This is a genomic window from Microcoleus harperi Pol14_C6, from assembly GCF_036701295.1.
Taxonomy (GTDB): Bacteria; Cyanobacteriota; Cyanobacteriia; order Cyanobacteriales; family Microcoleaceae; genus Microcoleus.
In genome coordinates this window covers 113,123-135,134 of sequence record NZ_JAUBQN010000004.1, presented here as the reverse complement: position 1 = coordinate 135,134, position 22,012 = coordinate 113,123, and the positions used below count along the sequence as shown (strand labels likewise).

The window sequence follows — 22,012 nt, the reverse complement described above, 5'->3', positions numbered from 1 at the left end:
TAAGTGTTTTAACTCATTCACCCCGCGAGCCTTGCAAGTCACTCCAGCGTTGCGCCCAGCGCAGAAAGCAATTTCAAAACTCAAAACTCCCCATTCCCCCGATATCCGTTCAGAAGAGGCATAATAGTTAAAAGCTGGCGGCTTAATTTAAAGCTTTCATCAGCAGCAGCAAATTGTCTAGAATCCTTGACTGGTGTCTTATGGTTGTATCTCAATCTTCCAATTACCTAATTACAAGCTATAACGATTTTGATGTCAGTTCCAGCCCCAGCAATGTAGTGCCGATGGTACTAGAACAGTCGGGGATGGGCGAGCGGGCTTTTGACATTTACTCGCGCTTGCTGCGGGAGCGAATTGTGTTTTTAGGAACTCCCGTAACCGACGAAGTTGCTGACTCGATAGTGGCTCAGCTATTGTATCTGGATGCCGAAGACCCAGAAAAAGATATCCAAATGTACATAAATTCCCCCGGCGGCTCGGTGACGGCCGGCATGGCAATTTATGACACAATGCAGCAAATCCGCCCGGATGTGGTGACGATTTGTTACGGTTTGGCAGCAAGTATGGGCGCATTTCTGCTGACAGCAGGAGCCCACGGTAAGCGGATGTCTCTTCCGAGTTCCCGGATTATGATCCACCAGCCGCTTGGAGGCGCTCAAGGTCAAGCAGTTGATATTGAGATTCAAGCCAAAGAAATCCTTTATCATAAGCGTAAGCTGAATCAACTGCTAGCGCACCACACAGGTCAACCGATCGAGAAATTAGAGGCGGATACAGAGCGCGACTTTTTTATGTCAGCCGAGGAAGCTAAAAATTACGGATTGGTCGATCGAGTTATCGCTAAAGAAAACCTTCCGGCGGCGGGAGAGAATGTCACTGCACTGAATTAAGAGGCTGTTATGTCTAAGTACGACTCCCATCTAAAATGTTCGTTTTGTGGCAAGTCTCAAGAGCAAGTACGCAAGTTGATCGCAGGCCCAGGGGTGTATATCTGCGACGAATGCGTTGACTTGTGCAATGAAATTTTAGATGAGGAGTTGTTTGATTCGAGTGCAGTACCTGCAGCGGCGGCGGCTCCGAAGCAGGAAACGACGCCAAAGCGCCGCGGTACCTCGGGCAAAAGTATGTCGCTGAGCCAAATTCCCAAGCCGAGGGAAATTAAAAATTACCTCGACGAAAATGCGATCGGGCAAAATGACGCGAAAAAAGTGCTCTCGGTGGCTGTTTACAACCACTACAAGCGTCTCAGCTTTATCCATGCCAAAAATAGCGGCAAACACCCGCCGGAAGAAGTAGAACTGCAAAAATCGAATATTTTGTTAATCGGGCCGACGGGCTGCGGAAAAACGCTGCTGGCTCAGACGTTGGCGGATATGCTAGACGTACCCTTTGCGGTGGCTGACGCGACGACGCTGACGGAAGCAGGCTATGTCGGGGAAGATGTGGAAAATATTTTGCTGCGGCTGCTGCAAGTGGCAGATATGGACGTGGAAGAGGCGCAGCGCGGAATTATTTATATTGATGAAATTGACAAAATAGCCCGCAAGAGCGAAAATCCTTCGATTACCCGTGATGTGTCTGGGGAAGGGGTGCAGCAGGCGCTGCTGAAAATGCTGGAGGGGACGATCGCCAATGTACCTCCCCAAGGCGGCCGCAAGCATCCCTACCAAGACTGCATCCAAATTGATACTAGCAATATCATGTTTATTTGCGGCGGTGCTTTTGTCGGTCTAGAGAAAGTGATAGAGCAGAGAACGGGTAAAAAGTCAATGGGTTTTATTCAGCCCGGAGAAGCTGTGCCGAAGGAAAAGCGGGCTGCTGATGTACTCAAGCAACTGGAACCGGATGATTTGGTGAAGTTTGGGATGATTCCGGAGTTTATTGGGCGGGTGCCGGTGGCGGCGGTGTTAGAGCCGCTGGATGAGGAAACGCTGATGGCGATTTTGACTGAGCCGCGCAATGCTTTGGTTAAACAGTATCAAAAGCTGCTGAAGATGGATAACGTGCAGTTGGACTTTAAGCCGGATGCGATTCGGGCGATCGCCCAGGAAGCATACCGCCGCAAAACTGGAGCGCGGGCGCTGCGGGGAATTGTCGAAGAATTGATGTTGGATGTGATGTACGAGTTGCCGTCGCGCAAGGATGTTGCCCGGTGTACGATTACTAAGGAAATGGTCGAGAAGCGATCGACCGCCGAGCTGTTGGTACTTCCGTCTTCGCTGCCCAAGCCAGAGTCAGCTTAAAAGCAAGGTTTTCAGCACAGCCACTTATGGAATCTCGCATTCAATCATACCTGCGCTTTGCCGCGAGCCAGCAGCGCGACACCGAGCAGATCGGGCCGTTCCTCGCTACCTTCAGCCGCCACAGCGCCAACCCTTATCTCAACTATGCGATTCCCGACGACGGGGCAGCACCCTCCCTCGCCGATGTCAAGGCCCTAATCGCTGCGTACTCTGTGCGCGGGCGAAAGCCGCGTTTGGAGTATGTCGCGAAACTAGCCCCTGCTGTCGAAGAAACGCTGATCTCCGCCGGCTTCACCGTTGAGGGACGCTTGCCGCTGATGACTTGCACTCCGGGTTCCGAAAAATTGCTTCCCCTCCCCCCGGACATCGAACTAATTTTGCCAGTTTCCGAGGCCGAGATCCTCGGTACAGCGACGGCGCAACACGAGGCTTTCACAGAGGCTGCACCAAGCCCTGAAGACGTTGACACTCTTCGGAAAAGTCTGGCGGCAGGTAGCATCGCGGTACTCGCTCGCGTAGCAGCAACGGGCGAACCTGCGGGGGCTGGAATGTGTACCGTGCCGGAAAATCAGACTACAGAAATTGCCGGTATCGGCGTGCGCGTCCCTTTTCGCCGGCGGGGCATCGCAGGGGCCTTGACAACGCGGTTGCTGCAAGAAGCTTTCGAGACGGGTGTTGCGGTGGCGTTTTTGATGGCGGGACACGAGGAGGAATTCCGAGTTTACACCCGCGCTGGATTTTGTGCGATCGGCGAAATTTTGCACATTTCGCTGCCGCAAGCATAGATTTACCAATCGATGAAATCATCCTCATCTGACTCAGAAGACAACTCTGGAAAATTTTCCTCAGATTCCAATCTAAAAGTTTCCGACTCCCAAATCTCCAAGTCATCCGACAAATCGACTACTTCCCCGCCAAACATATCAGCCAATTGCCTAGCCGTATTCGCGACATATTGAGCGTCATCACGCACCGCTATAGGCTGAGCGTTAAAGTCATTTTGAGAGTCTGTAGAGCCGTTTGTGGGCGCTCGCGATTCGGAAATTGCCGGCACATGAACGGCGGTATTTTCAGCCGCTGGCGTGTGTTTTTGTTCTTCTCCACCATTCTCCAAAAAATCATCTGTAATCTCAGAACCCGCCGAGTTTTGCACCTGTTGGTCCGCATCACTCACAGGATGAGAATTCCTGGGATTTTCGCTAATACGTCCGTTAGAACTTGGCAAATCCTTAGCGCGAGAACTATTAGTTTCAGCGGGATTTGTCAAGCCCACTTTTACTGTTACTCGACGGTTAAAAATTTGCAAAAAAGCTTCTTCAATATTAGCTACTTTGTCTTTAACCATATTGAGCAACGGCTGCGAACTAATCTTAACATGAGCAGTATTATTGCTAAAAATTACTAGCTGTCCATGTTGGCGAAGCAGTGATTGAGTTCCATGCGGCCGCACGCGGTCAAGTACCTGTTCCCACACTCGATTTAAGTCTATTTCCTCGCCTGAATTAGTCTGTGAATAATTTGTTTGATTAGTTTCAGCAGTTGGTACAGGTGCGGGAATTGCAGCAGGAGGTGTGGATTCTATTCGATTAGCCACAGGCTGTGAAGCCGGTTGAGGATTTTGCGAATTTGGAACTGAAGATTGTTCAATATTAGATGTCTGATTCCCCCCCTTAGCAAGGGGAGGTTGGGGGGGGTGAATTTGTGATGGAGCAATATTTTTAGCTGGTTCGGCTGCCGATTGCTGCGGAGTTCTAATTGCTGAGGGCAACAATCCCAACAGCGTTACTTCCAGCCACAAACGCGGCTGAGTAGTGTTTTTAATTTGCACTTCGTGGGTTTGCAAATGTTTCTGACCTGCTAAAATCAACTCCGCATCCCAACTGCGGGCAAAATCCCCCAGTTTTTCCCAAGTTGTAGATGTTAAAGCTACTAAATCTGACCGTTTCGGTGCAGCTTTGGCTATTAGCAAATCTCGGTAAAAGCTCGCGAGACTTTGCAGCACGATTAGCGGTTCCCGACCGCGATCCATGAGATGGCGGGTCATGTCTATTAGTGCTGTAGCGTTATCTGTATCAATAGCTTGCAGCAAATCCATTAAATCATTTTCTGGAACTGCACCGACTAAATCCCAAACTTTTTCGACTGTTACTTCACCCTGAAATAAGCTCAGTTGGTCTAGCAAACTTTCGGCATCCCGCAGACCGCCTTGGGCGATTTGAGCGACCATTTGTACTGCATCGCTGGCAATATTGATGTTTTCTAATTTGGCAATTTTGTGCAAATGAGCAATCATTGCATCGAGGGGGATGCGGCGAAAGTCGAACTTTTGGCAGCGAGAAATAATAGTTGGCAAGACTCTTTGGGGGTCTGTTGTTGCGAGTACAAATACAACGCTATCTGGCGGTTCTTCTAATGTTTTTAATAAAGCATTAAATGCCTGGGTACTGAGCATATGAACTTCGTCTATTACATATACTTTATAGCGGCACTGTACGGGGGCAAATTGAGCTCGTTCGATTAAATCCCGAATGTTATCTACTCCCGTGTTGCTGGCGGCGTCAATTTCGATGACATCTAGCGTCGAACCTCGGGCAATTTCTTGGCAAACGTTGCATTTGCCACAGGGTGTGGGGGTGGGGGCAACCGTAGAAATACAGTTGAGGGATTTGGCGAAAATTCTGGCACTAGAGGTTTTACCGGTGCCTCTGGGGCCGGTGAATAGATATGCTGGTGCTATGCGCTCTTGTAGGATGGCGCTGGTGAGGGTTTGGGCGATCGCCTCTTGACCGACTAATTCGGCAAATGTCTGAGGGCGATATTTGTGGTGCAGGGGTTCGTAGGTCACGATCGAATATTGGTGGTATTAGCTGTAATCTTAGCTAAGGAGACGTTGTTCGATCGCAAAGAGAGCTCGACTTTCACAGCACGCCACCCGGCGGGCTGGCACGGCGAGAGTGAGCCAACAGTAGGAATTATCACCCTCCCAACGTCCGCCCCTCGATCGTCCGGGCGATCGTCGGCTGTTCTCCTTGATGTTTTCCGCTGCTGGCTCCCAGAGTTACTATTAATTTATGTGTATTTCTTTTTATTTTTCTAGAAACGGAGACCGCCGAACAAACATTTTTTTTAGCTGTATTGGTATAATATATTACAGACAATTCACCATTTGTATTGGCCAGTGCCAGCGCGGGATTTTCCGATATTTCGGAAACCTGCTTGCAGTTAAAGATAAAGTATTAATTAGAGGGTGCGTGCTCCAGTTGCAGAAATCCAGTTGTACCAAGATGATGGTGGAATGATGTCAATGTTGGTTGATCCAGTTGCACTACCAGCTCTACTCTGGAGTCCTGTATAAATATAGCGTCAACTTTTACCCTTTAAAAGCCCATGTCAACCCAAATAATCCTTGTAGAACCAAGGTTGGCAGTAGCCCCTCCCAAACCTAAAAAGGCTAAACCCGGAGATCCGTCCTCAGACCAACTCTTAATGGGAGGGTCGGGATTACTGTTGTTATTGCTTATCGGTTTAGCGGTGTTTACCAAGCTAAAACTCGACGATTTGAGTAAAAAGCTCAAATTTGAGGAGTTTAGAAATCGAGAACTCCAGAAAAAATACAAAATGGCTCTGGAAACCATGTTAAAGATGGAAAAGAATCCCGACCTTATCCACTCGCGAGACTTTAATTTAGACTACCTGAGAATGCGGATGGCGGAAGAAGTCTTTCACTTTGCCATTGTGAACCAGATCAAGGTAAAAGTTAAAGAAAAAATTAGTATTGCGCTGCGTCCGACTCAGGGGGCAGTGGGAGATAAAAATGGGAATGCGGGCAGCGGCCGGCAAGTGGATTCGATGTTTGATATCGAATACGAAACTGGCGATCCGGCAATAAAAATAGAAAAACGTGTGCTGTTTCGGATTCAAATTAAGCTGATGAAACTGCCGACTCAGGCAACATCGGCGACAATTAATCAAATTATTGACTGTTTGGAAACTTATCTGAGTCCTTCAGACGACCACGACAGTTGGCAGCCGACAATTCAAGGTCGCATCGTTCATATTGAGTGGGATCAAAAAGCAAAACCGACGCCGATGTTGGTGCTGGAACAGTCGAATGAAGGCGTGAATGTTACCTTTAGGACTACGAGAACGCCTGCTGGCAGACCTACAAATGCCAATGATAGCCAATTGGTAGGAGCTAAGGGTCAAAAAAGTGGCAAAAGTAGTTCTAAAACTCCAGCCAAAGGTGCAACGAAAAGTCCTGCCAAGGTAGGAGCAAAGCGTCCTGTTTCTCGGAAATAAGTTTAGGTGGGTTAATATTATTTTCCCGAAAGAACGCCTGTGGCAGCCGCTGTTGATGTATCTTGTGCGAGGTAGCCGTCTTCCATGTGAATAATGCGATCGGCTATATCTAAAATGCGGTTGTCGTGGGTTACAAGCAAAATAGTGCTGTGCTGTTCTTTTGCCAAACCTCGCATAATTTCTACCACATCTCGACCTGATTTACTGTCTAGTGCTGCTGTGGGTTCGTCTGCTAATACTAATTTCGGCTGGCTGACTAATGCCCGGGCGATCGCAACTCTTTGTTTCTGGCCACCAGAAAGACTGTCTGGGTAATAATCTATTCTTTCTCCCAAGCCTACAGCTTGCAACATTTCATCTATTTTATCATTAGTTTCTTGGGGAGAAAGATGACTGTGCAGTTCTAAAGACATTTGCACATTTTGCCTAGCTGTCAAGCATTTGAGCAAATTGTGAGCTTGGAAAATATAGCCGATGTCGCGGCGGATTTTAACTAATTTGTTTTTCGGCGTTCCCCGCAATTCTTGGCCAAGAATTTTAAGACTACCTTCTTGGATCGATCGCAAAGCTCCAATCAAGGTTAATAATGTTGTTTTACCTGACCCTGAAGGCCCTGTCATTAGCACGATTTCGCCCGGATAAATGTCGAGGTTGATGTCAAATAATGTCTGTTTACGAAGTTGTCCTTCGCCGAAGGAATGATTGAGATTTTTAATTGAGACTACTGGTAAAGTATTCATTGGGAATTTGTAGCTGTTAATTCGTAATTGGTAATTGGTATTTCCTTCTTCCTTCCTTCTTTCTTCCTTAAAAAATATCCGCTGGGTCAGCCGCCTGCAACTTCCTAACTGCGATCGCCCCCGACACAGAACACATGACAACTGTCATAATAAAAACAGTCATAGCTTTCGCCAAAGTCATATACATCGGCAAACTCGTAGCACTTCTCCCTAAATGGTACAGCACCAAAGAAACTCCAAACCCCGGCAAATAACCAATAATTGCCAAAATCAAAGCCTCTTGAAACACCACACCCAAAAAGTAAATATCCTTATATCCCATCGCCTTGAGCGTAGCGTATTCGGGTAAATGATCGGTAACATCAGTATAAAGAATTTGATAAACAATCACAATCCCAACGATAAATCCCATTGCCGCGCCGAGAGTGAAAACAAATCCGATTGAGGTACTTTCCTGCCAATATTTTTTTTCAAAATCTACAAACTCTTCTTTAGTAGAAACTCGCACATCATTTGGCAAAGTTGCCCTCATTTTATCGACAACAGCCTTAACATCTGTTCCCGGCTGCAAGTGGACAATTCCTACATCAATTAAGCCTTTAGTTCTCCGCGTCGAAAAAATCCGCAGAAAGTTCAAATCGCTAGTAACCAGATTGCCATCAGCACCGAAAGAGGCCCCTATAGTAAATAAACCATCTACCCTAACGCGGCGATTGTCAACTTCACTTTCCACAACTTTTCCCTGATTGAAATACTCTGCTACCGGCCCAAACTCCGGCCGGGAAGCTTGGTCAAATAAAACCACATCCGAAATTTTGATTTTGTCCAAATTATTTTGGATTTCAGGCAGCTCAAAGATGGGACGAGCGGGGTCAAAACCAATTACCATCAATTGCCGAGTATTGCGCTGGTTGGGGTCGGGGTTTTTCCACAATCCAAAGCCTAAATATACGGGACTAATTCCTGTAACGCCGTCAAAACTCAAAGCTTGATACAAGCGCCGCTGGGGAAAACTTTTCATGGCTATTAAAGCCGTAGATTGAGTGCTGGTGATAAAAATATCCCCTTTTAACTTCGAGTGAAAGGTGATGGAGCTTTCAAATAGCGCGTCTCTAAACCCGAACTGCATAAACATTAGCAAGTCGGCAAAGCCAATGCCGGCTAGCGCGACGGCTAAGCGCATTTTTTCGCGGGTTAACTGTGCCCAAGCTAGCGGTATTTTTGCCATATATTTTTTATTTTAGATTGAGTATGACTATCAGTATATGTTTTGAGTGAATCTGTGATTTATAGGCAAACCGCAGATAAACGCAGATAAACGCAGATGATTTCAAGTTAGATATCTATTTTAACTTCAACCTGCAAGTTTGTTAGGGTTGCAACTTTATTGCTCGATTCTGGGTTGAGGCGAATTCTTACTTCGATAACTCTCGCATCGGTGTCGGCGGCAGGGTCTGTATTGAGGACATCTTTTTTGCCGATTTGTTTGCCGATGCGAGCGACTGTCCCTTCCAAAGTGCCTGCAAATACGGGGCTGCTGATGGTAGCGCGCTGGCCGTTTCGCACTTTGGCGATGTCGGTTTCGTAAACTTCTGCTACGGCGTACATTTGATCGGTGCGGCCTAGTTCTACGATGCCATCTTGAGTGTTAATGCGTTCTCCTTGTCGGGTGTGAACTTTGAGGATGGAGCCGGATACGGGTGCTTTTACGTAGCTTAAGTTTAAGTCTACTTGAGCTTTTTGTTTGGTGGCGATCGCACTTTCGACGGCGGCTTGGGCGGCTTGCACGTCTTCGGGACGTACTTCGGCAATTTGGTCTAGATTTGCTTTGGCTTGATTGATTTGTTCTTGCCCAGTTTCTGCTTTTTGTTTGAGTATTGCTTCGGCTTGATTGATTTGTTCTCGTCCTGTTTCTATCTTTTGATTTAAGGTGGCTCTGGCTTGGTTAATTTCCTGCCTGCCTGTTTCTAACTTGCGTCGGAGATTGGCTCGGGATTGATTGATTTCCTGCTTGCCTGTTTCTACTGTTTGTTTAATTGTTGCTTTCGTTTCGATTATTTGCTCTTGCAGTGTTTGCACTGTTTTTTCTAATACAGCTTGCGCTTCTTTGACTCTCTGGCGAGCCGTCTCTGCTGCTAAACGTTTGGTGTCGTATGCCGAAGCAGAAATGGCACCTGTTTGGGAGAGTTCTTTATTTCGTTGTTCCTCGGCTTCGGCGTTGGTTAATTCGGCTTTTAGCCGATCGACTGTAGCGTTTTGAGAGGCAATTTCGCCGCGCAATTGAGCTTCTAACCTAGCCAATTTGGACTGCTGCACCTCTGTTTCTCTTTGGAGTTGTGCCTCAAATTTGGCAAGATTAGCTTGTTCGGCTTCGGTTTCTCTTTGCAGGGCTGCCTCGAATTTGGCGACGTTAGCTTGTTCGGCTTCGGTTTCTCTTCGCAGTTGAGCTTCTAAGCGGGCGACGTTAGCTTGTTCGCCTTCGGTTTCTCTTTGCACTTGCGCTTCAAACTTGGCTACTTCGGCTTTCCCAGCGCCGATTTGGCCGGTTTTTGCGCCTGCTTGAATTTTCGCTAATTCTGCTTGTTTGACTTTGACTTCTTTGTCGGCTTGTTGGAGGATTGCTTGGAGCCGATCGCGCGTATCGAGAACTGCTATGATTTGTCCTTGACTGACTCGATCGCCCTCTTCCACCTGCAAGAGTTCGATCCTCGCTCCCTCCGACGCCGAAGGGGCCGACAATTTAATAACTTCCCCCTGCGGAGTCAACCTACCCAAAGCGGTAACGCTGCGGCGGGTGGCGACGGAAGTTGCAGCAGCCGTTGCAGCCGCCGCCTTTAACTCTTCGGCTTTTCTAAGTTGAGATACTTGCCAAAAACCGACTCCTGTGGTAATAACAGTAGCGGCGATCGCTAAACCGATGACTCCTCGCCCTGGGGGTTTTAAAAATGATTTATCCTTGACCCGTGATTCCTTTCCCATTACTGATAAAGTAGGTGATTTCCTAATTAAGTTTTGCCCACCTACTATTAAGTATTGTAAACCAATTTCAGCTATTTAGGGATATCAAAAAGCACCTCCGTCATGTAATGTTCAGCCCAATCTTGACCGAAAGCTTTTTCGAGTACGCGGCGAGTTTTGTCGTTTTGCTGCTGCTGGTTACAGTAATAAATATGAGCGTCGAGAATTTTCGATTCTTCGGCGGCAGAGACTGGTTCGGAGGCGACTGCCTGTTGGCAGTGAATTTCCACGTAGGATTCAACTATGTCCAGAAATCTGTTTTCTTCTTCCATCGACTCTGGCCGCACAAACAGACAAAATTCTGAGAAAATATCCCCCCATTCGGGAATTTGGCGGGGACAAGAAAATTGGTTGACCGGCAAAATTTCCAGTTGGGTTCGGTAGTTTTCCGACAAAGTTCGATCTCGATTGAGGGGAGAAAGATCTGCGATCGCGGCGCTAACTTGGCCTTTGCCTGCTACTATATCCGTACCGAACATCGGCAAAGCATAATTCGGTCTGGGAAACATCACGCAGTGCAGTATGTCAAGTACCGGCCCGACTTTAGCGAGTTCGAGGTGTATTTTGCGGAACTGGGGCGTTTGATAGCAGCGGTTTTCAATGATCAGTTTTTCTCCTTCCAAGCGCCCTTCTACGTATCCCAACTCAGCGGGCAGGTGGTAGGGTTCGAGGTCGAGATAGCGGTGCCATACTGCTTCCATCCGGTCTGCTAAATGGCGGATGAGGTAGTGCTGTTGTTCGCGGAGGGAAGGCTGGGATATTTCTAACATTCCTAATTTATCGGGGGATAGCTTAATAAAACTTGATTCTACTGTTGCAAGATGCAGGAAAAAAGGTAGATACTTTAACAATATCAGTAGATTGACTTACGATCGAGCCAGTTTTACAGGAGATTTTGTATGTTTGGTCTGGGATTGCCTGAAATGGGCATTATTGCGGTGGTGGCTATACTAATTTTCGGGCCCAAGAAGATTCCTGAGTTAGGAAATGCTTTGGGCAAAACGCTGCGGAGTTTTAAGGAAGGGGTTGGTCAATCTGAGGATGAACCTGTTGAGAAGGATAAAGAGGAAGAGGGCCAGCCGAAAGTGTAAATTAGGTTTGTAGTGAGGATTTTAGTCCTCCTTTTTAAGGGTTCAAGCCCTCACTAACAACCTATTCGGGAAATTTGCCTTCTCTAACTTCAAGGGAATAATCTTTTACAGCTTGGGTAATTGTTTCTCGCAAATTGGCGTAAGCTTTCGCAAAAGGTGGTTGTTTTTCGGAAAGTCCCAACAAATCCGAAGTAACTAAAACTTGACCGTCGCAGTGCGGCCCGGCGCCGATACCAATGGTGGGAATAGTTAATTTTTGGGTAATTTGAGCGGCTAAGTCGGCGGGAATGTGTTCTAAGACGATCGCAAAGGCACCTGCTTCTTGAAGCGCGATCGACTCTGCTATGATGCGATCGGCTGCTTCGGCTGTTTTTCCTTGTTTTTTGTAGCCGAGTTGGTGTACCGACTGCGGAGTTAAGCCGACGTGTCCCATCACCGGAATTCCGGCGGATGTTAGCTGCGAAACTGTGGCCGCCATAGCTGGATATCCACCTTCTAATTTTACAGCTTGAGCGCCGGTTTCTTTCAAAACTCTCCCGGCAGAGTGCAGGGCTTGCTGGGGACTTTCTTGGTAAGTCAAAAACGGCAAATCGACCACAATTAATGCTTGTTTAACTCCACGGTGCACTGCTTTAGCGTGGTGCAGCATTTCATTGAGGGTGAGGGGCAAGGTTGTTTCGTAGCCTAAGACTGTCATTGCGAAGGAATCGCCGACTAGGATGATATCTACGCCTGCTTGATCTACCAGTTGGGCGATCGCATAATCATAAGCTGTCAGCGCGACAATTGGTCGCCTTTGTTGTTTCCACTGAATTAATTGATGAGCCGTGACTGACATTTTAGTGCAAAAATATAATATTATCTCCCGCTATTACTTATGATATCAAATCCGGGCGATCGTAGATTATATTATTTATCATTCTGCCATTGAAATCGCTTAAGAGTCAAACTTTCGTTCCACCAGAGGGGGACGAAGAGTAAGAGGAGAAAATTAGATAAATTTTATACGCAAATATAACTTTGCATTCCCTCTGCTGGCAAAAGAATTAACTGCTGATTTTTACATTCCCCTTCTCAACCCAATTCTTCCTGGATAATGAATCCGAGTCAAGGTTCTTCTCCTGCAGGACGTTCTCCACAATCATACCTGCCTTCTCGTCCAGCTAAGGCAAGACCAACTTCTGTGAATAGAGGAAATTTTCTGGTTCCTATTGCTGTATTCCCTTGGATTTCACAAACTTAGGTTAAACTTAACTGAGCGATAATACAATTCAGGGTACATTTTTTATGTTTTAAAAATATTTGTAACAGAAATCGCTGTTATTCTTTATTGTTTAAATTGGGTAGACAAATATTAGGGCAAATTAATAGCAAAAATGCTCTCTACTTATTGAGTTACGAAGCTTGTGCCATTCTTGTTTAGAAACATCAGCACGAGTTTTGTCACCCGATGGATCGCGGATATCCCAAATTGTATCTGCAATCCGATCGAGCGATCGCCCGTGAGAACGATAATCGAAGTCCCAGAAAGCATCACCGACGCAATCTCCTTGTGTAGCAATCATTTCTCGATCAACTGTACTACGAATAGCATTCCATTCGCGGATGTAGGCAGAAGAATCGTCAGAGCGCAATTTGCGACCTCCTAATTGAGGATTCACTCTATAAAAAAACCAATCTGTAAACCTATCAACAGCTTGAGTTCGCGATTCATAATCGCGCGCTGTAGCACTGTCTAGATTGGCACCACCGAGTACAAGGGCTATAGCTAATCCACACACGCCTAAAAACTTCGATTTTGACTTAATTGAAAGTGATTTAATTAACACGATTAAACCCAATAAAAATTATAAATTTTCCCGATATAGCTGGTTATAAATCTTTTGTTGCCATCCATCTTTAGAACAAGAACTTCCTCCTGTTTTAGGTGCGATAGTAGATAAGCACCAATAAATTTTTCCATCAAAAATAACGCCTTTTTTGATATATTGTAACTCAGAGAGAGGTTGCCACGGCCGCTCGATATTAGACTCGTCATAATATCGATATTGTTTTCCCTTTACCTCTAAACCCCGATCCGTACCTCCCAACCAATAACGACCTTCTTGAATTATGTTTGATGACGATTTTGGTTGATTGCTATCTGTCTTTTTCTCAATCCACCAATTCCTAACAAAACGTTTTGTATTTTCCGAACCTCTTGTCGTAGCGACTATAACTAGCAGTTCTCCTTGTTGATTGATAAACTCAAAACGACAAGGCCCCTCTCCTGTACCAGAACAATCCTTAATCTCTTGATATCCTAAATCAAATAGCTCTTTAACCGAACGATCTCTGAGGTTGGGTTGACCCTGTAAGCTTGGCTGCCACCGTTGTTGAATCAGGATTTGACGCGCCTCTTCGTATGGCATACCTTGTTGAATAGGTATTTTTTCAGGTGCATTTACAGAATTTTCAAGGCTGACTTGAACTTTTTCACTTAAAGCCTCGATTGTTGAATTTTCTTCTGGATTATTGATGTATTTTTTTTGACTTCCTGTATCGATTTTTGCACTATTTCTGCTGGAAATTTGTTGCTGTGGCGCAGCGCCGACAAAACTTGTATATCCAATGGCCATTAGTCCAAGCCAGGCTGCAATAATTCTGGTTGTAACAAGAGTGCGATCGCATATCCAACTTTTCAGACTCATCGGTTTAAAACCTTTCTTTTTACAGAGTTGTGTAGAAATGACCTCTAGGAATTATCTTCGATCGATGCTGCGGTGTAAGGCGATCGAGTCTCAAAGTCCACAATTGGAAATATACATTTCGCGTCGAATTGCTGACCATTCACTAATGCCGATCCGATCGCTTTTGGGAATTTGCTGCCCGGTGCGTTGAGGATGGCGGCTGTAAAAAATTGTATCTGCAAGTAAATCGTAGGTTTGCTCGTATGTCTGCCCGTTAATGGTGGTGAATTCCCATCCTGTATCTCCTGGTTCTGACCCATAGCAGACTTCTTGTACCGACTTGACTCGCGGATCGATCGCTTCCCGCAATCTCCGCCATTGATTGCTATATTCGCGATCGCCAGCTTGCAGTTTGCGATTGTTTAACTGAGGATTAACCCTGTAGAATAAGAAATCGGTCAATCGATCGACGGCTTGTTCTCGCGATTCGGCTTTGGCGAGATTGGGGCTGCTGAGGACAAGGGCGATCGCCAGAGCACCAACCATTGAAAATCTTGAGACAGACTTAATTGATAACGACTCGATTAGCATAGTGATTTGGTGTTAATTCCTACCGCCAGCCCAACCACCTGAGCACGGGCACAACTAAATAATGACTAACTCCCAAACAAAGCCCGATCGCACTTCCCAACAAACCAAAAAACACAATTGAGCCCCAAACTTGCAGCCAGCCGAAGGTAACGTTAGACAGTGACAAAATCCCAAAGAAACTCCCCGGAAAAATGTTCCAAGCATTCAGCAACAGAAACATTCCCGTAGAGAAAACAGCCACAACCAAAGCGTGAACTAATTGATGGCTCCGCAAACCCATTCCCACAGTCAAAGAGGCGATCGCAAAAGCTCCCAAAATAACCCCCTGCACACCACTAGAAGCTGTTGCTTCCATCCAGCACAAACCCGCCAACAAATAACCCTGAGCTCCCATCAATCCAGACAGCCAATATTGTTTTTGCTGGCGAAAACTCCCCGCATCCGTCAAACCGATCGCAGTTCCCAATCCCGCAAACCCAAACAGCAGCACTTCCGGCCCGACAGCGAAAGTCATGTTAGGAATTAATTGCTGCAAACCTTCATTCAGAAAACGGGCAATTTCTGGGCCAATAGGCGAAGCATAACCCAAAACCAAACCGCCGATCGCCCCCGCACTTCCACCAACGGCACCGAGCACCATTTCCCAGCCGGTATCCAGAGAAGCTACCACGATTTGGGCGATCGCGCCGAACAGCAAAACCGTCAAACTTGCCGTTTTTTGCGCCCCCGCCACCACTATTTGCCGGCAGAATTCTAAAATAGCTTGACCCATTGGGGCTATGGCGATTTTGCCCTTACTCCTAGCATAAATCTCCTGCAAACGCGCCCGAACATCCTCAGCCGTCGCCGGACGCTGCTGCACATTCGATCGCACCATATCGTCCAACAAATTCGCAAAAGGCGGACTCACCGATACAATGTGACGCCACCGCAACTCCCCCGTCATCGGATCTTCAATTTCCGCCGGATACTTCCCCGTCAGCAAGTGAATGCAAGTCCGCCCCAGCGCATAAAAATCCGTCGCCGGCACGACACCGCCTCCCACAATTTGTTCCGGCGGACTGTAGCCGGGCGAAATCAACCGCGTCGAACTCCGAGAATCTTTCCCCGCGGATTCGACACCGCCCATCTGTTTAACTCCCCCAAAGTCGATCGTCACCAATTGCAGTCCGCCCAAACCCTTGCTTAGCAAAACTTGGGGCGATTCCGGGTCTCGCAGCATCAAATTTGAGGGTTTAATGTCGCGGTGAATAATCTGACACCTGTGCAACTCCTCTAAAATTTCCACAGCTTGACTCAGCCAACTAAACACCCATTCCTGCGGACATCCTTGAGGGTGCTCGTCGAGAACCTCTTCTAAAGTTTTGCCGTGAATCTTTTCCATTACCAAACAAGGCAGTCGCTTCGCCGCAGGATTTCCATCCCCGCCTGCAAAATTTTGTGTTTGGACGTGAAAATAACCGTCAGGCTCGACTCTAGGGACGCCAGGGTGCCGCAAAAGTGCCAAAACCCAAGCTTCTTGCTCGAACAGTTTCAGCGCTTTGGCGGAAGTTTCGAGCAACACTTTCAGGACCCGCTCGGTTTCAGTATCTGTGTCCCAGACTGTGAAAATTGCTGCAAAACCCCCGGAACCGAGGCTTTCTAGAGGCACATAGCGATTTTTTAGCCGCAGCGGAGCCCCGCAACTATGACAAAAATTGTTGCCCCAAGTCTGAGGGTAGGGCCTTGGGCAATCTGGATTGATGCAGTGGACGGCTTTTGAAGGGGGGTGAGGCACAACCAGAGTAAAAATGGGGCTAAATATCCATAGTAGACTTACGCGCAGCTAACACCGAAACCCGGTTTTCAGCGAGGTTAAATGGCTGTAACGACGGATTTGGTTTGAGAAACGAGCTTGCTCTTGCTGCACAAGTCCTGTCCATATTATGTGGTATGCTGTCGATTTTTGAGTTGAGGGTCTGGAAGTCACGGGATTTTAGATTTTAGATTTTGGATTTTGGATTTTAGATTGCATACTGGATTGCTGTTGAGATCGATCTCAACTACCAACCACAACTTTAGGTATTTCTAACTACTTAGCCCTGGTCCATTACCCATTACCAATTCTGATTTTTAAGTATTAAATTCTTTACATAAACCGTATTGATCCGCTGTTCGGCTCGCTGCACAATATCTTTCGCTCGCTCGAAATTCCTCCTCACTCTGCGATCCCCAGCCTTTCCTCCTGTATCCTTCGCCGCTGGCTTTTCATAAGATATGTTACAAATATTTGCCTAATGTAAAGCAAAATAAATAATACTTATGATGATTAAAAGAATATTAAAATTTGAGAGTGACACTTTGTTGATATATTTTTAACAGCCTGCGATCGGGCAAAAAAATTAAGCGAATACTAGGAAGCGAGATATGGCTTACGCGCAAACCCAAACTCAATCAAAGGCTGGGTATAAAGCCGGAGTTCAAGACTATAAACTAACGTATTACACGCCGGACTACACCCCAAAGGATACAGATGTTTTGGCGGCTTTCCGGGTAACACCGCAGCCGGGAGTTCCGCCAGAAGAAGCAGGCGCTGCTGTAGCTGCTGAATCTTCCACAGGTACATGGACAACTGTGTGGACTGACCTCCTGACCGACCTCGACCGCTACAAAGGTCGCTGCTACGACATCGAGCCAGTTCCCGGTGAAGACAACCAATACATCTGCTTCATTGCCTATCCTTTGGATTTGTTTGAAGAAGGTTCCGTCACCAACTTGCTGACCTCTTTGGTCGGTAACGTGTTCGGTTTCAAAGCTCTGCGCGCTCTGCGGTTGGAAGACTTGCGGATTCCCATTGCTTACCTGAAAACCTTCCAAGGCCCTCCTCACGGTATTACCGTTGAGCGGGACAAATTGAACAAGTACGGTCGTCCTTTGCTGGGCTGTACAATTAAACCCAAATTGGGTCTGTCTGCTAAGAACTACGGTCGTGCAGTTTACGAAGTTCTGCGCGGCGGTTTGGACTTCACCAAAGACGACGAAAACATCAACTCGCAACCGTTCATGCGCTGGCGCGATCGCTTCCTGTTCGTTCAAGAAGCTATTGAAAAAGCCCAAGCAGAAACCGGCGAAGTCAAGGGTCACTACCTCAACGTAACTGCCCCCACCTGCGAAGAAATGATGGAGCGGGCTGAGTTCGCTAAGGAAATCAAAACCCCCATCATCATGCACGACTACCTGACCGGTGGTTTCACTGCTAACACCACCTTGGCTAAATGGTGCCGCCGCAATGGTATTTTGCTGCACATCCACCGCGCCATGCACGCAGTTATCGACCGTCAGAAAAACCACGGTATCCACTTCCGCGTGCTTGCCAAGTGCTTGCGGATGTCCGGCGGCGACCACCTGCACTCCGGTACAGTTGTGGGTAAACTCGAAGGCGAAAAAGGCATCACGATGGGCTTCGTAGACTTGATGCGCGAAGACCACATCGAAGAAGACCGCAGCCGCGGTATTTACTTCACCCAAGATTGGGCCTCCATGCCCGGTGTCATGCCGGTTGCTTCTGGCGGTATCCACATCTGGCACATGCCGGCTTTGGTGGAAATCTTCGGCGACGACTCCTGCTTGCAGTTCGGCGGCGGCACCTTGGGCCACCCTTGGGGTAATGCACCTGGTGCAACTGCTAACCGCGTTGCTTTGGAAGCTTGCGTCCAAGCTCGTAACGAAGGCCGCAACTTGATGCGCGAAGGCGGCGACGTGATCCGCGAAGCTTGCAAATGGTCTCCTGAACTGGCTGTTGCTTGCGAACTCTGGAAAGAAATCAAGTTTGAGTTCGAGGCAATGGATACCCTTTAAGGATTTTTGGTTGGAGATTTTAGGTTTTAGGTCGCAAACTTGCTAGGAAGTCTTTATCTTTGAAGAAGATTTACAAGTAAGTTTGCATCCAAAATCTAAAATCCAAAATCTAAAATTTGAGGGGGCTGGGGTCAAAATGGATCTCAAACAAGTTGCGAAAGACACCGCTAAGGTGCTGGCAAGTTACCTAACCTATCAATCCGTGCGGATGGTGGTCGCTCAGTTGAGCGAAACCAATCCTCCTCTGGCAATCTGGTTGAATGATTTTTCTACTAAGGGCAAAATCCAAGATGGAGAAGCTTACATTCAAGAGTTGCTTTTGGAAAATCAAGATTTAGGATTTCGGATCATGACTGTGCGAGAGTATCTGGCTCACGATGTGACGGAATTTTTGCCAGAAATGGTTTGTACTGGCATTCAACAGGCGAATATGGAACACAGACGCCAGCATTTAGAGCGAACTACGCAACTTAATTGGTCTGTTTCTAGCAGTAATCCTGAAACATCAATAGATTCTGAACCGAATCTGGATAATTTGTCGAGTTAATCGATCGGCAAGTGCGATCGAACACACACCTTAGAGATACAAAAAATGAAGACTTTACCTAAAGAGCGTCGTTACGAAACTCTGTCCTATTTGCCCCCGCTGACAGACGCGCAAATTGCCAAGCAACTCCAGTACATCTTGGATCAAGGCTACATTCCCGGCGTAGAATTCAACGAAACCTCTGCCGCTGAAATGCGCTACTGGACTCTGTGGAAGCTGCCTTTGTTTGGTGCTCGCAGCGTCAAAGAAATCATGACAGAAGTTCAAGCTTGCCGTCAAGACAATCCTAGTTGCTACATCCGCGTCATGGGTTTTGACAACGTGAAGCAGTGCCAAGTGCTCAGCTTCATCGTCCACAAGCCGAACACCAGAGGCTACTAAAAAGTATTGGCTGGCTAATCTAATTTTTAGGTTAACAGTCATTGCAGATTTGAGGCGGGGAATTTTCTCTGCCTCTTTTTTTATGTTTGTACTAAGGACTTTAGTCCTTCTTCTTCCTTCTGCTATAGCTTACAAATAGCTTTTAAAACTTGGAGCAACAAAACTGAAGGTTCGGGTTCCATCAAAGTCAAAAATGGCATTAGCTGATAGGTTGGGGGATTTCCTCTGCGGATATTGACGAACTGATAAAACTCTCCGCTAGTCGCCAGCCCCCAAACAGACTCTTGATTTTCTAAACTTTTAGAGGCGTAAGTTAGAAGTTGGGGCAAACCAGCGCGGGGAGCAATTAGACTATTTTTAGATTCTATTACTAAAATCCAAAATGGTATATCAGCGGCAATTTGTTTCTCTTTATTGATTGCTAAAATGTCAAATCTGCCTGTAATCGTTGTGTCTTCATCTTCTATAATTATGTTAGCAATGTCTTGTTCGAGACTCATCTTGATTGGGCGGCGGTAGAAGCCAGCCAATAGCATTAAGGGAAACGTAGTTAAAGCTTGTACCAGTCCTTCAGAGACTCTTTCCACTGAGAGGTATTCGCGAAAATCGTTGCGGATTTGGGCGAGTTCTAACTGTTCTATCTCTGTTAAGGATTCTAAGGATAAAAAATTTGTGTAGGCGTCATTATTAAGCTGCTCTGGGAATTTCAAAAATTGACTGACTTCACCGAGCGTTATATTTTTGGCGTTAATAGTTGTTGTCATGTTTAATAGTTATTTAAGTTTTAATTATAATTATAACATAACCCTAATTCTCAAATATAAGTTTGTAGTAAGAACTTTACTTATTTCAATCTTGGAATTAAGGACTAAAGTCCTTACTACGAACCTAATCTATCCTTTCCATCACAATCCCATCAACTATTTCATAACCCCAATTAAAATAATGTCGATTTGCCAACTGCTCGGCCATTTTATATTCGCCTAAATTGCAGAGCTCAACTAACATTTGATATGCTTCATCTCTTTCTCGCTGTAACCTTTCCTCTCGCAGGTTTTCTCTCTCTTTCTCAGAAGGATTTGGTCGCTCTTCCCCCAGCGGATTGATATCGCTAATTCGTTTCATATCAGCCTCATTAAAAAGGTATTGATTCGACTATTTCACCGTCAACTATTTCGTAGCCCCAGTCCGGGTTTGCAGCGATTTGTTTCTCAACTATACTTCGGCCGAGAGGAGTTTGGTAAGCTTTTTGCAAAGAGGAAATACTGGGGATTTCGGCGGCGGTTGGTGGCTCTTTTAGTTCGATGTTTGGCGGTTCAGGAACTATTTCAGATGTGGATTGATTTAAGACCGATTGAGGTGCGATCGCCCCTAATTTCCGCATTACGCTATCCTTGGTGATTTGCGGTTTTTCGTTGAAGGAAGAGGGCAGATATGGTGTGTCAACGCCCTGCTGTTTGGCTTTGAGTGCATCATCAGCAATACGATCGCACTTTCGCAGAAATCCCTCCCACAAATCTTTGCCCAAAACCGGGTTTCTCAAATCAGCACGGGCTTTAGATACTGCTGCTTCCAGCGGTTCGCCTTTGTGCACGTAATACTGAATTCGCTCTTCTTCAAAGGCAGGATAAGGCACTTCCGGCTCGATTTCCCAATCTCGTTTAACTTTCTGACTTTCTCCTAAAGGGATTCCGGCGATAAATTCATCCCAAAAAGTCGAGGTTAAGCCTTTTGTCATGCTGTCAATAATTTTAAATGCCCATCCAGAAGGATTGCCAAATCCTAAGTTGTGCTCTTGAGCATATGCTTCTAAAGCTCGCTGAAAGTTGTGCAGTTCTTCTTGGGAATTCCAAGGCCCGCTAAATCGGTAATGAGGCGTGACAGCAACGGCTATTTGCTGGCGGGGTTGCCCGAAATATTTGTCTGTTTTAACTACATGATTTGGGGGTGATATTTCGCGGAAGATTTCTACAGGGTGATTGTTGTTTTCGCGATTTATCGGTGTTATAGTATCTGGCGGATTCGGTGTCCAAAAGTTATTGAGTTTTTCCTCGAAAGCGTCAATGTCCGCCCAGAGTTCTAGGATGCCCGTGTTGGGATTGGTTAATTTTTCTTTCAGGAGCGATCGCACTTTAAGCAGGCGTCTCGCGAGTTCTTGTTCTTCGTGACTTAGACCGGTGGCTTTTTCAATTTCGCTGCTGTTAGTTTTTACCCATTCGTCGGAGTTGGACTTTTGTGATTGCCATTGCAATAATTGGCAAAGAAAAATACTCGCCGCGACTCCGCCCGTAATTGAGGCGAGTTTGGGATAGTAGATGGCAGGGTTTCCTAGATTTCCTAAAAATATTCCTATTTTCATTTTGTATATTCTTAATTCCCTTGAATCTTAGGGTTATTATTGGCGCAGCTTAGCTTTAATTCTAGGGGGCGCATGGGGGCAGCTTACCTCGACTAAACTAGCATGGAGAAACTTAAGATTTTCTTTAAGCTTCTGTCTATTCCTGACTGAATGGAGTTTCTAGACTAAAAACGGGGATCGCTTATTCGATCGCGTGATTGACAGGACTGAGTTAAACGTAATAATAAATTATTTACT

Annotated in this window: 22 protein-coding genes; 9 read left to right on the top strand and 13 right to left on the bottom strand. The window is 46.4% G+C overall.

Going from position 1 to position 22,012, the window contains the following annotated elements; translation table 11 throughout:
- The first annotated feature begins 200 nt into the window (after positions 1–200).
- From clpP to QUA27_RS05220, 3 genes are read left to right on the top strand one after another with little or no spacing between them, the layout of a single operon-like run.
- The gene (gene clpP / locus QUA27_RS05230; protein WP_333066788.1) at positions 201–890 is read left to right on the top strand and encodes an ATP-dependent Clp endopeptidase proteolytic subunit ClpP; all 690 of its coding nucleotides are present in this window, start codon (positions 201–203) and stop codon (positions 888–890) included.
- 9 nt (positions 891–899) lie between these two features.
- The gene (gene clpX / locus QUA27_RS05225) at positions 900–2,243 is read left to right on the top strand and encodes an ATP-dependent protease ATP-binding subunit ClpX (RefSeq protein ID WP_333066787.1); all 1,344 of its coding nucleotides are present in this window, start codon (positions 900–902) and stop codon (positions 2,241–2,243) included.
- A gap of 26 nt (positions 2,244–2,269) precedes the next feature.
- Positions 2,270–3,028, top strand: a complete 759-nt coding sequence (locus QUA27_RS05220; protein ID WP_333066785.1) for a GNAT family N-acetyltransferase — start codon at positions 2,270–2,272, stop codon at positions 3,026–3,028.
- Between the two features lie 2 nt (positions 3,029–3,030).
- Here QUA27_RS05220 and QUA27_RS05215 read toward each other — a convergent pair whose 3' ends face one another.
- A complete protein-coding gene (locus QUA27_RS05215; protein ID WP_333066784.1) occupies positions 3,031–5,088 on the bottom strand; it encodes a DNA polymerase III subunit gamma/tau in 2,058 nt (685 codons plus the stop codon).
- Between QUA27_RS05215 and QUA27_RS05210 the strand changes: the two genes are divergently transcribed.
- Positions 5,065–5,340: a hypothetical protein gene (locus QUA27_RS05210; RefSeq protein ID WP_333066783.1), complete on the top strand. Its 276-nt coding sequence runs from the start codon at positions 5,065–5,067 to the stop codon at positions 5,338–5,340. The two genes, QUA27_RS05215 and QUA27_RS05210, sit on opposite strands and share 24 nt — an antisense overlap.
- Before the next feature lie 290 nt (positions 5,341–5,630).
- Positions 5,631–6,542, top strand: a complete 912-nt coding sequence (locus QUA27_RS05205) for a hypothetical protein (RefSeq protein WP_333066782.1) — start codon at positions 5,631–5,633, stop codon at positions 6,540–6,542.
- A gap of 17 nt (positions 6,543–6,559) precedes the next feature.
- Here the strand turns inward: QUA27_RS05205 and QUA27_RS05200 are convergent, their stop codons facing one another.
- The 4 genes from QUA27_RS05200 to QUA27_RS05185 all read right to left on the bottom strand — a co-directional run bounded on the left by QUA27_RS05200 (position 6,560) and on the right by QUA27_RS05185 (position 11,070).
- Entirely contained in the window at positions 6,560–7,282 is a 723-nt protein-coding gene (locus QUA27_RS05200) for a DevA family ABC transporter ATP-binding protein (protein ID WP_333066781.1), read from the bottom strand.
- A gap of 67 nt (positions 7,283–7,349) precedes the next feature.
- On the bottom strand, positions 7,350–8,510 hold the full coding sequence (gene devC, locus QUA27_RS05195; RefSeq protein ID WP_333066779.1) for an ABC transporter permease DevC: 1,161 nt from the start codon (positions 8,508–8,510) through the stop codon (positions 7,350–7,352).
- A 107-nt stretch (positions 8,511–8,617) separates the two neighbouring features.
- On the bottom strand, positions 8,618–10,261 hold the full coding sequence (locus QUA27_RS05190; protein WP_333066778.1) for an HlyD family efflux transporter periplasmic adaptor subunit: 1,644 nt from the start codon (positions 10,259–10,261) through the stop codon (positions 8,618–8,620).
- A gap of 71 nt (positions 10,262–10,332) precedes the next feature.
- Positions 10,333–11,070 carry a phycocyanobilin:ferredoxin oxidoreductase gene (locus QUA27_RS05185; protein WP_333066777.1) on the bottom strand — a complete coding sequence of 246 codons (738 nt, stop codon included), beginning with the start codon at positions 11,068–11,070 and terminating at the stop codon, positions 10,333–10,335.
- Positions 11,071–11,199: 129 nt separating this feature from the next.
- On the opposite strand from QUA27_RS05185, the gene tatA reads away from it, so the two are divergent.
- Positions 11,200–11,391 carry a twin-arginine translocase TatA/TatE family subunit gene (tatA, locus tag QUA27_RS05180; RefSeq protein WP_333066776.1) on the top strand — a complete coding sequence of 64 codons (192 nt, stop codon included), beginning with the start codon at positions 11,200–11,202 and terminating at the stop codon, positions 11,389–11,391.
- Positions 11,392–11,452: 61 nt separating this feature from the next.
- On the opposite strand, the gene panB is transcribed toward tatA, so the two are convergent.
- The 5 genes from panB to QUA27_RS05155 all read right to left on the bottom strand — a co-directional run bounded on the left by panB (position 11,453) and on the right by QUA27_RS05155 (position 16,428).
- A complete protein-coding gene (panB, locus tag QUA27_RS05175; protein WP_333066775.1) occupies positions 11,453–12,229 on the bottom strand; it encodes a 3-methyl-2-oxobutanoate hydroxymethyltransferase in 777 nt (258 codons plus the stop codon).
- 526 nt (positions 12,230–12,755) lie between these two features.
- Complete coding sequence (locus tag QUA27_RS05170; protein ID WP_333066773.1) at positions 12,756–13,220, bottom strand: hypothetical protein; 465 nt, start codon at positions 13,218–13,220, stop codon at positions 12,756–12,758.
- An 18-nt stretch (positions 13,221–13,238) separates the two neighbouring features.
- Positions 13,239–14,081 carry a hypothetical protein gene (locus tag QUA27_RS05165; protein ID WP_333066771.1) on the bottom strand — a complete coding sequence of 281 codons (843 nt, stop codon included), beginning with the start codon at positions 14,079–14,081 and terminating at the stop codon, positions 13,239–13,241.
- Between the two features lie 90 nt (positions 14,082–14,171).
- Complete coding sequence (locus QUA27_RS05160; RefSeq protein ID WP_333066770.1) at positions 14,172–14,651, bottom strand: hypothetical protein; 480 nt, start codon at positions 14,649–14,651, stop codon at positions 14,172–14,174.
- 19 nt (positions 14,652–14,670) lie between these two features.
- The gene (locus QUA27_RS05155) at positions 14,671–16,428 is read right to left on the bottom strand and encodes a serine/threonine protein kinase (RefSeq protein ID WP_333066768.1); all 1,758 of its coding nucleotides are present in this window, start codon (positions 16,426–16,428) and stop codon (positions 14,671–14,673) included.
- 629 nt (positions 16,429–17,057) lie between these two features.
- Between QUA27_RS05155 and QUA27_RS05150 the strand changes: the two genes are divergently transcribed.
- The 3 genes from QUA27_RS05150 to QUA27_RS05140 all read left to right on the top strand — a co-directional run bounded on the left by QUA27_RS05150 (position 17,058) and on the right by QUA27_RS05140 (position 19,416).
- Positions 17,058–18,488 carry a form I ribulose bisphosphate carboxylase large subunit gene (locus QUA27_RS05150; protein ID WP_190660564.1) on the top strand — a complete coding sequence of 477 codons (1,431 nt, stop codon included), beginning with the start codon at positions 17,058–17,060 and terminating at the stop codon, positions 18,486–18,488.
- Between the two features lie 136 nt (positions 18,489–18,624).
- On the top strand, positions 18,625–19,035 hold the full coding sequence (gene rcbX, locus QUA27_RS05145; protein WP_333054738.1) for a RuBisCO chaperone RbcX: 411 nt from the start codon (positions 18,625–18,627) through the stop codon (positions 19,033–19,035).
- Positions 19,036–19,080: 45 nt separating this feature from the next.
- On the top strand, positions 19,081–19,416 hold the full coding sequence (locus QUA27_RS05140) for a ribulose bisphosphate carboxylase small subunit (protein WP_333066767.1): 336 nt from the start codon (positions 19,081–19,083) through the stop codon (positions 19,414–19,416).
- 122 nt (positions 19,417–19,538) lie between these two features.
- Here QUA27_RS05140 and QUA27_RS05135 read toward each other — a convergent pair whose 3' ends face one another.
- The 3 genes from QUA27_RS05135 to QUA27_RS05125 form a co-directional block, all read right to left on the bottom strand.
- Positions 19,539–20,180 (bottom strand): restriction endonuclease subunit R, encoded by a 642-nt coding sequence (locus tag QUA27_RS05135; RefSeq protein ID WP_333066766.1) that lies wholly within the window; start codon positions 20,178–20,180, stop codon positions 19,539–19,541.
- 124 nt (positions 20,181–20,304) lie between these two features.
- Positions 20,305–20,541: a hypothetical protein gene (locus QUA27_RS05130; RefSeq protein ID WP_333066765.1), complete on the bottom strand. Its 237-nt coding sequence runs from the start codon at positions 20,539–20,541 to the stop codon at positions 20,305–20,307.
- A gap of 10 nt (positions 20,542–20,551) precedes the next feature.
- Positions 20,552–21,775: a hypothetical protein gene (locus tag QUA27_RS05125; RefSeq protein ID WP_333066764.1), complete on the bottom strand. Its 1,224-nt coding sequence runs from the start codon at positions 21,773–21,775 to the stop codon at positions 20,552–20,554.
- Positions 21,776–22,012: the final 237 nt, after the last annotated feature.

Coding starts and splice junctions, on each gene's coding strand:
- QUA27_RS05130 (WP_333066765.1), bottom strand. CDS start 20,541: ATGAAACGAATTAGCGATATCAATCCGCTGGGGGAAGAGCGACCAAAT.
- QUA27_RS05190 (WP_333066778.1), bottom strand. CDS start 10,261: ATGGGAAAGGAATCACGGGTCAAGGATAAATCATTTTTAAAACCCCCA.
- clpP (WP_333066788.1), top strand. CDS start 201: ATGGTTGTATCTCAATCTTCCAATTACCTAATTACAAGCTATAACGAT.
- QUA27_RS05135 (WP_333066766.1), bottom strand. CDS start 20,180: ATGACAACAACTATTAACGCCAAAAATATAACGCTCGGTGAAGTCAGT.
- QUA27_RS05165 (WP_333066771.1), bottom strand. CDS start 14,081: ATGAGTCTGAAAAGTTGGATATGCGATCGCACTCTTGTTACAACCAGA.
- clpX (WP_333066787.1), top strand. CDS start 900: ATGTCTAAGTACGACTCCCATCTAAAATGTTCGTTTTGTGGCAAGTCT.
- tatA (WP_333066776.1), top strand. CDS start 11,200: ATGTTTGGTCTGGGATTGCCTGAAATGGGCATTATTGCGGTGGTGGCT.
- QUA27_RS05200 (WP_333066781.1), bottom strand. CDS start 7,282: ATGAATACTTTACCAGTAGTCTCAATTAAAAATCTCAATCATTCCTTC.
- QUA27_RS05220 (WP_333066785.1), top strand. CDS start 2,270: ATGGAATCTCGCATTCAATCATACCTGCGCTTTGCCGCGAGCCAGCAG.
- QUA27_RS05140 (WP_333066767.1), top strand. CDS start 19,081: ATGAAGACTTTACCTAAAGAGCGTCGTTACGAAACTCTGTCCTATTTG.
- devC (WP_333066779.1), bottom strand. CDS start 8,510: ATGGCAAAAATACCGCTAGCTTGGGCACAGTTAACCCGCGAAAAAATG.
- QUA27_RS05150 (WP_190660564.1), top strand. CDS start 17,058: ATGGCTTACGCGCAAACCCAAACTCAATCAAAGGCTGGGTATAAAGCC.
- QUA27_RS05205 (WP_333066782.1), top strand. CDS start 5,631: ATGTCAACCCAAATAATCCTTGTAGAACCAAGGTTGGCAGTAGCCCCT.
- QUA27_RS05125 (WP_333066764.1), bottom strand. CDS start 21,775: ATGAAAATAGGAATATTTTTAGGAAATCTAGGAAACCCTGCCATCTAC.
- QUA27_RS05160 (WP_333066770.1), bottom strand. CDS start 14,651: ATGCTAATCGAGTCGTTATCAATTAAGTCTGTCTCAAGATTTTCAATG.
- QUA27_RS05185 (WP_333066777.1), bottom strand. CDS start 11,070: ATGTTAGAAATATCCCAGCCTTCCCTCCGCGAACAACAGCACTACCTC.
- rcbX (WP_333054738.1), top strand. CDS start 18,625: ATGGATCTCAAACAAGTTGCGAAAGACACCGCTAAGGTGCTGGCAAGT.
- panB (WP_333066775.1), bottom strand. CDS start 12,229: ATGTCAGTCACGGCTCATCAATTAATTCAGTGGAAACAACAAAGGCGA.